This window comes from Sunxiuqinia elliptica (genome assembly GCF_900113005.1).
Taxonomy (GTDB): Bacteria; Bacteroidota; Bacteroidia; order Bacteroidales; family Prolixibacteraceae; genus Sunxiuqinia; species Sunxiuqinia elliptica.
Map to the genome: position 1 here is coordinate 87,733 of NZ_FONW01000015.1, position 7,030 is coordinate 94,762.

General features: G+C 43.2%; 7 protein-coding genes. 5 read left to right on the forward strand and 2 right to left on the reverse strand.

Annotated features, from left to right (window positions below; all coding sequences use genetic code 11):
- Nucleotides 1-63 precede the first annotated feature (63 nt).
- The gene (alaS, locus tag BM156_RS19070; RefSeq protein ID WP_093921503.1) at nt 64-2,685 is read right to left on the reverse strand and encodes an alanine--tRNA ligase; all 2,622 of its coding nucleotides are present in this window, start codon (nt 2,683-2,685) and stop codon (nt 64-66) included.
- Nucleotides 2,686-2,990: 305 nt separating this feature from the next.
- On the opposite strand from alaS, the gene BM156_RS19075 reads away from it, so the two are divergent.
- Genes BM156_RS19075 through BM156_RS19090 form a run of 4 tightly spaced genes read left to right on the forward strand, consistent with a single transcriptional unit; the run spans nt 2,991 to nt 6,253 of the window.
- Nucleotides 2,991-3,962 (forward strand): M23 family metallopeptidase, encoded by a 972-nt coding sequence (locus BM156_RS19075; RefSeq protein ID WP_093921504.1) that lies wholly within the window; start codon nt 2,991-2,993, stop codon nt 3,960-3,962.
- A gap of 12 nt (nt 3,963-3,974) precedes the next feature.
- A complete protein-coding gene (locus BM156_RS19080; RefSeq protein ID WP_093921505.1) occupies nt 3,975-4,313 on the forward strand; it encodes a MerR family transcriptional regulator in 339 nt (112 codons plus the stop codon).
- A gap of 49 nt (nt 4,314-4,362) precedes the next feature.
- Nucleotides 4,363-5,457 (forward strand): Nif3-like dinuclear metal center hexameric protein, encoded by a 1,095-nt coding sequence (locus tag BM156_RS19085; RefSeq protein WP_093921506.1) that lies wholly within the window; start codon nt 4,363-4,365, stop codon nt 5,455-5,457.
- Nucleotides 5,458-5,482: 25 nt separating this feature from the next.
- Nucleotides 5,483-6,253, forward strand: a complete 771-nt coding sequence (locus tag BM156_RS19090; protein WP_093921507.1) for a zinc ribbon domain-containing protein — start codon at nt 5,483-5,485, stop codon at nt 6,251-6,253.
- 120 nt (nt 6,254-6,373) lie between these two features.
- Here the strand turns inward: BM156_RS19090 and BM156_RS19095 are convergent, their stop codons facing one another.
- Nucleotides 6,374-6,664 carry a hypothetical protein gene (locus BM156_RS19095; protein WP_093921508.1) on the reverse strand — a complete coding sequence of 97 codons (291 nt, stop codon included), beginning with the start codon at nt 6,662-6,664 and terminating at the stop codon, nt 6,374-6,376.
- A gap of 105 nt (nt 6,665-6,769) precedes the next feature.
- Between BM156_RS19095 and BM156_RS19100 the strand changes: the two genes are divergently transcribed.
- The coding region (locus BM156_RS19100; protein ID WP_139218337.1) for a transposase at nt 6,770-7,030 on the forward strand (261 nt) is incomplete at its 3' end.

The following is a 7,030-nucleotide window of genomic DNA, read 5'->3' on the forward strand; positions in this document are numbered from 1 at the left end:
AAAGAAAAGGTTCCATTTGACTAGCAAACGGAACCTTTTGTATTTTTTAAGCAACAGGTTGCTTTATTTACGAATAAACGAACGTGCTTTTTCGATTGCAGCCTGCAAGCCATTAACATCTTTACCACCGGCTGTTGCATAAAATGGCTGGCCACCGCCACCACCTTTGATCTCCTTGCCTGCTTCCCGTACAATTTTGCCGGCATGCAAGTCTTTATCTGCAACAACATTATCCGAAATCATAACGGTTAACATAGGCTTGCCATCAATGTCGGCACCAATGACCAAGAACAAATTCTCGATCTCTGCTTTCAACTGAAAAACCAAGTCTTTCAGCAATCCGGCGTTGTCAACTTCCACGCGCTCAGCAATAATGTTAACGCCCCGCTCCATCATGACCTTGCTTTTCAGGTTAGCCTTAACAATCTTCAGGCTCTCACGTTGGAAGTCCTCAATTTGCTTCGACAGCTCGTTATTTTGCTTCATCAAGGTAGCGATACTTTCCACCACATCCTTCGATCCTTTGATGGTATCTTTAATTGTTTGCAGCAACCCTAGCTGATCGTTCACATACTTTTCGGCACGGGCGGCAGTAATTGCTTCAATACGACGAATACCTGCAGCAACAGCACCTTCTGAAACAATTTTTAACAATCCAATCTGGCCTGTGGCCTCCGCATGAGTACCTCCACAAAGTTCAACCGATTCGCCAAATTTAATGACACGAACAGCATCGCCATACTTTTCACCAAAAAGCATCATGGCGCCCAGTTCCTTGGCTTCGTCTATTGGGATAGCCCGCTTCTCTTCCAGGTTCGCATTCTCACGAATCTTATTATTGACCAAAGCCTCAACCTTAGCCAATTCCTCGTCTGTCACTTTCTGAAAGTGTGAAAAGTCAAAGCGCAAGTGGTCAGCATTCACCAACGATCCTTTTTGCTCCACATGGGTTCCCAACACTTCGCGTAGAGCAGCATGCAGCAAGTGGGTGGCTGTGTGGTTGCTGGCAATTTGCTTACGACGGTCGCCATTAACGACTGCTTTAAACACCTGCTCCGGATTTTCAGGTAATTTCTCAACCAGATGAACGGTCAGATTATTTTCTTTTTGGGTATCAAAGACTGGAGTTTTCACCCCGTTCGCTTCAAGGTATCCTTGATCTCCAACCTGTCCACCAGCCTCACCATAAAAAGGCGTTTGGTCAAACACCAGTTGATAGAACGACTTTTTCTTCTGAACAACTTTCCGGTAACGGGCAATTCGAATTTCGGCTTCCAACTGATCGTATCCCAAGAACGCTGTTGACTCAATTTTAATCAGCTCTACCCAGTCATCTGTTTCTTGTTGTGCCGCATTTCTTGAGCGGTTTTTCTGAGCTTCCATTTCCTTATTGAAACCAGCCTCGTCAACACTCAAGCCATTTTCGCGAGCAATTAGTTCAGTCAGGTCCAGTGGAAATCCATAGGTATCATATAAAACGAAAGCATCTTTGCCTTCAATCTCCTTTTTATTATTATCGGCTGCTTTTCCAATCAGTTCATCCAACAGTTTAATTCCAGTTGAAAGGGTGCGTAAAAAGCTTTCTTCTTCTTCTTTAATCACCTTTTCAATTAAAACCTGCTGAGCCTGCAATTCAGGGAAAGCATCTCCCATATTTTCTTTTAAGGTTTCTACCAACTGGTAGATAAACGGCTCGCGGAAACCCAGAAAGGTGTATCCGTAACGTACCGCACGGCGCAAAATACGACGAATCACATAACCAGCCTTGTTGTTTGATGGCAGCTGTCCGTCAGCAATCGCAAAAGCAATTGCACGCAAGTGGTCAGCAATTACACGCATGGCAATATCATCTTTTTCATTTTCGCCATACTTCTTATTGCTCAAGGTTCCCAACTTGCCAATCACGGGTTGGAACACGTCGGTATCGTAATTTGATTTTTTGCCTTGTATAATCATGCACAGGCGTTCAAAGCCCATTCCGGTATCAACATGCTTGGCCGGAAGTTCTTCCAAACTTCCGTTGGCTTTGCGGTTAAACTGAATGAATACCAAGTTCCAAATCTCAATCACCAAAGGATGATCTTGATTCACCAAGTCAACACCCGGCACTTTTGCTCGTTCTTCATCATCGCGCAAGTCAACATGTAATTCAGAACAAGGACCACAGGGGCCAGTATCTCCCATTTCCCAGAAATTGTCTTTCTTGCTACCGTTCAACACACGATCGGCCGGCAAGTGCTTCAACCAGATTCTCTGAGCTTCAACGTCCAATCCCAAGTTATCATCTTCACTTCCTTCAAATACGGTGGCATACATCCGATCGGCGGCAATTCCCATTTTATCGTGCAGAAATTCCCAGGCCCAATCGATCGCTTCTTCTTTAAAATAATCGCCAAACGACCAGTTTCCCAACATTTCAAACATGGTATGGTGGTAGGTATCGTGTCCTACTTCCTCCAGGTCATTGTGCTTCCCTGATACCCGCAAACATTTCTGTGTATCCGCCACTCGCGCCGCTTTCGCCGCTTGGTTACCCAGAAAAATGTCTTTAAACTGATTCATTCCCGCGTTGGTAAACATGAGTGTCGGGTCATTTTTTACTACCATCGGAGCGGAATCAACAATCGTATGCTGTTTCGAAATAAAAAAATCCAGAAAGGCTTTCCTGATCGCTTTGGAATTCATGTTTTTATCTTTTCTATTTAAAGGTTTTACAACTAATGCCCAGCGTTGAGCTACCAACTTCACCAAGTTTCCCCAGACAAAAACCGAAGAATAAATCCTTCATTTTTTAGGATGGAAAGAGAGCAGCTCTCCCTCTGCTACGTTTAAAATTTGTTAAAAAGCGCTTGCCAACAAATTATCAAACCGATTAACTCAATAATTCAATTACATTTGCGTTTCGTAGTTAATCTGCCTGATTTTTAAGTCTTGCAAAGTTAGATTAATTACTTAAATTTGTTACACATCAGAAAAAGAAATTGGTTTTTATGGCAAAAGTTAAGTATAAGTTTAACCCCGACACACTAAGCTACGACAAGGTTGAACGCAACTTAAAAGCAAAAATCCACCGTTTCTTGCTGTTCCTTTCTGCTAGTTTAGTGTTGAGTATCGTGCTAGTAGTTATTTTTCTTCAGTTTTACGAAACACCGAAGATGCGCAGTTTGAAACGGGAAAATAGCCGACTACTCACCCAATACGAGCTAATGTATAAAAACCTCGAAAGCATTGAAGGGGTTTTAGAAGATATCCAACACCGCGACGATAATTTATACCGGGTTGTTTTTGAAGCCGATCCTATTCCAAACTCCGTGCGTAAAGCAGGTTTTGGCGGGGTCAACAAATATGCTCACCTGGAAAGTCTGGATAACGCAGATTTGGTTGTTAACACCGCACGCAAACTGGATGTTGTTGCTAAAGAAGCCTACATCCAATCCAAATCATACGACGAAGTTTTAAAACTAGCCCTTGACAAAGAGGCCATGCTTGCCAGTATTCCGGCAATTATGCCTGTTTCGAACAAAGATTTGAAACGAACAGCTTCGGGCTGGGGATTTCGGATTCATCCGATCTACAAAATTCGTCGTTTTCACTATGGCATGGACTTTACCGCTCCTGTAGGAACCGAGATCTATGCAACCGGAGACGGCGTTGTGAAAGATGTACAAAGCTCGCGCGGAGGATTCGGACGTTGGGTGGTTATTGACCACGGCTATGGTTACGAAACCCTTTACGGGCACATGAATGAATTTAATGTTCGCAAAGGGCAGAAAGTAAAACGAGGAAGCGTCATCGGTTATGTTGGTAGCAGCGGTACCTCTTCCGGGCCACACATCCACTACGAGGTTCACCGAAATGGGAAAGCTGTCAATCCTCAGTACTATTACTTTAAAGATTTGACGCCTCAGGAGTACGAAAAAATGATTGCCATTTCGTCGAACATGGGACAATCCTTAGACTAAATACCTGCGGCCGTGCCCTACCGTAAACCCAAAATAGAAAAAGTCTTTTATTCAATTGGTGAAGTTGCTGATATGTTTCAGGTTAATACTTCACTGATTCGTTTTTGGGAAAATGAATTCGACATTCTAAAACCCAAAAAGAATAAAAAGGGGAATCGTCTTTTTACGCCCGAAGACATTGAAAATATCAAAATCATCTACCACCTGGTAAGAGAACGGGGCTTAACGCTAAAAGGCGCCAAGCAAAAATTGAAAGACAATAAAGAAGATACCATTAATAAATACGAACTGGTTGACCGGTTGAAAGACATCCGGCAGATGCTTCTCGATATGAGAGACCATATGGATTGAGGAGAAAGGAAGCCAGCAAAACGAGAAGTAACAATTTAACACCTGAAGCATGAAGATTAGCGAAATAACGAACTACCTTGAATCGGTAGCACCTTTAGCCTACCAGGAATCATACGATAATGCCGGCTTACTGGTTGGAAACCCCAGCCAGGAAGTGAAACAGGTACTGATAACACTTGATGTAACCGAAGCGGTTTTAGAGGAAGCCATTCAAACGAAATGTGATTTGATCCTCGCCCACCATCCCCTGATTTTTGGAGGAATCAAGAAACTAAATGGGAAAAATGAGGTGGAGCGTTGCGTCATCAAAGCCATTCAGCACAACATCGCAATTTATGCTTCGCACACCAACCTCGATAGCGTTCCGGAAGGTGTGAACGGGAAAATCTGTGAGAAGATCGGCTTGGAAAACTGTCGGATTTTATCGCCGGTGAGTGGCCAACTGAAAAAGCTGGTCACCTTTATTCCGTTTGACTATGCCGAAAAAATGCAGGAAGCTGTCTTTGAGGCCGGAGCTGGAAATATTGGAAATTACGATTCCTGTGCCTATTCGATTGCCGGTAAAGGAAGTTTCAGAGGCAATAACTCAACGACACCATTTGTTGGTAAGCCTGGAGAAATTCACTACGAAAACGAACTCCGTTTCGAAACCATTTTCCCAGCCCACACGCAAGGAGCTGTTATTCGGGCTCTCATTCAAGCACACCCCTACGAGGAAGTCGCTTACGACATTTACTCGCTGGACAATCAGCATCCACAGGTTGGCATTGGCATGATTGGCGAACTGCCACGCGAAATGGATGAGAAGCGCTTTTTGCGTTCGCTTAAGCGAACATTTGGGACAGGCGTGGTTAAGCACAGCCCACTGCAGGAAAAGAAGGTGAAAAAGATTGCCGTTTGTGGTGGCTCCGGAAGCTTCTTAATCAAGCAAGCCATTCGCGAGCAAGCTGATGTATTTATTACCGGCGATTTGAAATACCACCAGTTTTTTGAGGCTGAAAATAAAATTGTACTGGCCGATATTGGGCATTTTGAAAGTGAGCAATTCACTAAAGAAGTTTTTTATGAATTACTTACAAAAAAATTCCCTAAATTTGCAGTCCGTTTATCTGAGGTAAACACCAACCCGGTAAACTACCTTTAACATAGAAAATTAGAGCATTCCAAATATGAATACACAGTACCAAGAAGACAAATCAGTTCCAATTAGCGAAAAGCTAAAAGCACTTTTCGAGTTACAAACTGTTGTTTCTGAAATCGACAAGATTAAAACGCTTCGCGGAGAGCTTCCGCTAGAGGTACAAGACCTGGAGGACGACATTGCTGGTTTAAGTACCCGTGTAAGTAATTACAGTGATGACATTAAAACCCTTGAAACCTCAATTGCCAACCGCAAAGCAGCGATCAAGGAGTCTGAAGCTTTAATTACGAAGTATACGGAGCAACAAAACAATGTACGTAACAACCGGGAGTACGATTCATTAAACAAGGAAATTGAATTCCAAAAGTTGGAAATCGAACTTTCAGAAAAGCGTATTAAAGAGTTTACTGCTGAGTTGGCCTCTAAAAAAGAAGCCACTGAATCTTCAAAAACATTGCTTTCGGAGCGTCAGGAAGACCTGAAACGCAAAAAAGCAGAGCTGGAAGAAATTACAGCCGAAACGAAAATTGAAGAGGAAAAGCTGAAAGGAAAAGCCGAGAAAATTGAAAGCGTAATTGAACCACGTTTATTAACAGCTTTCAAACGGATTCGTAAAAACGCACGCAACGGACTTTCTGTTGTAACGGTTCAGCGTAATGCATGTGGCGGTTGTTTCGCGAAAATTCCACCACAGCGCCAAATGGACATTGCCAACCGCAAGAAAATTATTGTTTGCGAATATTGCGGACGAATCCTGGTTGACAAAGACATTTTGGAATCAGACCAAGTAAGTGAGTAAATAGTCCTTGTACTAATTGATATAAAAAAAGCCTTTGGAGCATGCTCTAAAGGCTTTTTTATGGCTTATTAGTTCGAATGAATACATCTCTAAAACGCTTTTTAAGGGATTAGTCGCTCGCTACTCTTCTGCTTCCGGGCTAAGCTCCGGACGGCTTCCACTTTGCCGGGCAGCTGCTGTAGCTTCGCGAATCGATTGATCAAGCTCTTCAACTGTTGCGCGAATACCATCAGGCTCATCCAGCGCATAAAGGGCATTCAGCATATTACAGAGCAAATCAAGCGAAGCTCGCAACTGGTCGAAAGCTACCTTATCTGTCACGGTATCATCAGCCGAACGAACGGCACTCCGTTCTTGCGAAAGACGAACAAAAGCCTGGTTGTCACGTTCCAGTTCAGCCTTCCACTCCACGGCATTGTAAGCTTCCCTAAAAATGTAAGCTTCCCTAAAAATGTAAGCTTCCCTAAAAATCGGACAGTTTAAAATTAGACAAATTATTAATTTTAAGCTGTAATTATGAAACGATCGACATTTAGTGAAGGCCAGATTCTGAAGATGGTCAAAGAGTATGAATCAGGCCGTGATGTGCAAAGTATTTGCCGGGAATACGGTGTCTCCCGGGCAACTTTCTACAATTGGAAGAAGAAGTATTCCGGGATGGATGGCAGCCAGGTCAAGCGTTTAAAAGAGCTGGAGGAAGAGAACCGCCGGTTAAAGCGGATGTATGCCGATCTAAGCCTGGATCACCAGATGCTTAAAGATATTTTAGGAAAAAAG

What these genes read in the sequence shown, in the direction of transcription:
- BM156_RS19085 (WP_093921506.1), top strand. Translation starts at nt 4,363, where the DNA reads ATGAAGATTAGCGAAATAACGAACTACCTTGAATCGGTAGCACCTTTA.
- alaS (WP_093921503.1), bottom strand. Translation starts at nt 2,685, where the DNA reads ATGAATTCCAAAGCGATCAGGAAAGCCTTTCTGGATTTTTTTATTTCG.
- BM156_RS19075 (WP_093921504.1), top strand. Translation starts at nt 2,991, where the DNA reads ATGGCAAAAGTTAAGTATAAGTTTAACCCCGACACACTAAGCTACGAC.
- BM156_RS19090 (WP_093921507.1), top strand. Translation starts at nt 5,483, where the DNA reads ATGAATACACAGTACCAAGAAGACAAATCAGTTCCAATTAGCGAAAAG.